Source organism: Streptomyces sp. YGL11-2 (assembly GCF_050054615.1).
In the GTDB taxonomy this organism is placed as follows: domain Bacteria; phylum Actinomycetota; class Actinomycetes; order Streptomycetales; family Streptomycetaceae; genus Streptomyces.
Window position 1 is genome coordinate 1 of sequence record NZ_JBNHIN010000133.1, and the last position, 3,081, is coordinate 3,081.

A 3,081-nucleotide genomic window follows, 5' to 3' on the forward strand; every position below is an offset into this window, starting at 1 on the left:
TCACCCGACGACTTCACCTGACCCGGCCTTGGCACACCACACCCAACGACCCACACCACACAAAGTCACCGGTATTGCTTTTAGGTCATGTCTGGGCGACCACTTGCGGGTTGTGGTAGGCCGTTGATCTCCGAGATAGGCTGAGATGACAGAGTCAATGCCAGTGTGGCAAGGGGGATTTACGTGAACCAGCAGATGATGAGCCAGGGCCGATCCAAGGTGCTCGTTTGGCTCTTGGCACTTGCTGCTGCGACAGCAGCCGTATGCAGTGTGGTCTTCTACCAGCAGACCGCGGTAAGGGCCGTACTCATCGTTGCTTCAGTCGTTCTTTCAGGCGCTGCTACCCGGGCCAGGTCGGCAGCCAGGCCGCGCAGCTGAACGCGAGGCGGGACCGTTCCCTGACCGGCCTCACGTACGGAGCCAGACGGTTACTGTCGCGGCGGTTACGGTGCCGAGATGGACGTAACCGCGCTTGCCCCCCCGCACGTGATCACCAGCCGACCCGGGGCGACCCGCCGGAACAAACAACAAAAGACCACCACAACCAACCAGACACGAAGCACAGCGCAACCAAACAGCAAAACACCACAGACACCCCCACACGAAACCCCAACCAACCCCAGACAACCCACCGACCCAGTCACCCCAAGCAGCGAGAACGCATAGACCGCATGGCTGACTGGGCGTCAGGTTGGCTTGGATCAGAGATCATGGGCTTGTTTCCTTACCCGTGGGGGGCGTAGCCGCTCTACTCCTCCATGGGCGAACAGCCCGGNAGCGAGAACGCATAGACCGCATGGCTGACTGGGCGTCAGGTTGGCTTGGATCAGAGATCATGGGCTTGTTTCCTTACCCGTGGGGGGCGTAGCCGCTCTACTCCTCCATGGGCGAACAGCCCGGAGCAGCAGCCGCGCACAGCCGTCGAACGGACCGCCCGCCGCGACCGGCGCGTCCCGGAGTACGGTCGAACTCAGGCAACCAGCCCGGGAGATGGCGTGGTAGGCCCTCTTGGGCCGATGGCTGAAGCTCCGCCCGCCAGCAGGATGATCGCGCCACGACGGGCACCCCGTGGAGTGCTGAGTGAAGTAGCCCCAACCGCTCCGGCTCCCTTTCCCCATCGGGGCCCCTGGGTTGGCCGCCCCCTCGCCGAGATTGGCGGATACGACCGAGGGGGGCTCGGTAATCTGACACCGCCGTCGACAACAGGTGTCGACGGCTGCCCCGGTGACTCGTGTGAATTACCACCGGGGCTCTTCAAACCCCATCACTGCACCCCCTGTCCGTGAAACGACATCAGGGAGCCACTGAGGAGTGGCTTTTCGCGAGAGCTTGAGTCGGCACCGGGCCCTGCTACGGCCAACCGGACCGTCGGGCCGTACGCCACGGCCGCCCTAGCCGACGTGCCGCAGCAGGAACGCCTCGACGAGGGTGTCGGTGAAGTCCTCGCCGACCGGTTCGGCCGACACCACTGCGCGGTAATAGAGCGGGCCCACCAGCTGGTCAGTCTCGGCGTCCAGGTCGAGGTCGGCGGGCAGTCGACCTGCGGCCACGGCCCGTTCCAACAGCAGGCGGTCGCGGTGGCGCTGCGGGTCCAGGCAGCGGGAGCGGAACTCCTGGGCGAACGCCGGGTCGTGCTCGGCCTGGGCGAGCAGGGCCCGGAAGACGGCGCCTGGGTCGGACTCGCCGAGGAACAGAGCCAGCTGACGCAGATAGGCCCGCAGATCGGTGGCGAGATCCCCGGAGTCGGACGGGGTCAGGTCCTCGTCCGCGTCCTGGAGGAAGGCGTCCATCAGGACGTCGGTCTTCGTGCTCCACCAGCGGTAGATGGTCTGCTTGGCCACCCCCGCCCGCGCGGCGATGCCCTCCATGGTGACGCCCGCGAAACCCTTCTCGACGAGCAGGTCGTCGGCCGCCTCCAGCACGGCCAGCCGGGCTTCTTCGCTGCGGCCGTGCCGGTTGCCGTGATGCCGTCGTCCCGAACCGGAAGTCATGTCGCCTCTTTCCATAAGGAGGTTCACCAAGGAGGTTCGCCGAGTTCGCTGAGGAGGTTCGCCTCTGGAGTGCGCCGAAAAATCTCTAGACCTGACGCAACGTCGCGTCTACTCTAGCGCCCATGACTCACACCGACACACTCGCCGACCCCGCGTCGAGGCCGCCCTCCGCAGGATGTTCGAGCAGGCCGAGCAGGACGACGCTGTCGCGTCCCGGGTCGACTGGGGATCCGGGCCGGCGTCCATGTGACCCCAGGAACACGCCGACGCCGCCGCGGAGATCTACATGCCGATCTCGGCGGCGGGCGGTGAGCTCCTCTACAACCTGGTCCGCGCCGTCCGCCCGGACACGGTGGTCGAGTTCGGGATGTCGTACGGGATCTCCACGCTGTATCTGGCGGCCGCGGTACGGGACAAGGTGCCGGACGGGTCGTCACCACGGAGCTCAGCAAGGAGAAGACCGCCGCCGCGCGCCGCACCTTCGCCGACACCGGCCTCGACGACCTGATCACCGTGCTGGAGGGCGACGCCCTGGACCGCCTCGGCGACCTTCGACACCCCGGCCGGTTTCGTCCTCCTCGACGGCTGGAAGGACCTCTGCCTGCCCGTGCTGAAGCTCCTGGAACCCGAAGAGGCACGGCAAGGCATCGTCGCAGGTCAGAGGGGATTTCAAGGTCAGCAAGTCAGCACAAAATCAGCATCGGCGGCGCTACGCCGGGAAACAGGCCGACTCCCCGGGTGCATGCGGCACGCCGTGATCCAGACCTCCGCAGCGGCCAGCAGCGAGACCCGATGCTAGTTGTCGCACCACAGTACAACCTTCCACACAACTGCAAGTAAAGCCAGCCTGCTTAGAGTTGGGCCGTGCGGAACTTGACACCCCAACTACCGTTACGTCTAGCTACTTGCCCCTGAAAAAGGGTTTGGGCTGGTGACGGGGTCGGAGCTGTTGGAGGGCGCCAGTCCGACGGCCAGCCATTGGCCCTGCCTCACCGGCTGAGGGTGGTCATGCGCTGGAGGTTGTAGGCGAAGACTCCCAGTCCGGCCCAGGTCTGGGCGCCGGTCAGGCGGCGGAGGCGAGTGCGGCGGA

General features: G+C 65.9%; 2 protein-coding genes. One reads left to right on the top strand and one right to left on the bottom strand.

What is annotated here, in order from left to right; translation table 11 throughout:
- Positions 1-1,391: 1,391 nt before the first annotated feature.
- Positions 1,392-1,991, bottom strand: coding sequence for a TetR/AcrR family transcriptional regulator (locus ACO1BR_RS43915; protein WP_426800722.1), 600 nt, complete (start codon positions 1,989-1,991; stop codon positions 1,392-1,394).
- A gap of 286 nt (positions 1,992-2,277) precedes the next feature.
- Between ACO1BR_RS43915 and ACO1BR_RS43920 the strand changes: the two genes are divergently transcribed.
- The gene (locus ACO1BR_RS43920; protein WP_426800723.1) at positions 2,278-2,499 is read left to right on the top strand and encodes a hypothetical protein; all 222 of its coding nucleotides are present in this window, start codon (positions 2,278-2,280) and stop codon (positions 2,497-2,499) included.
- Positions 2,500-3,081: the final 582 nt, after the last annotated feature.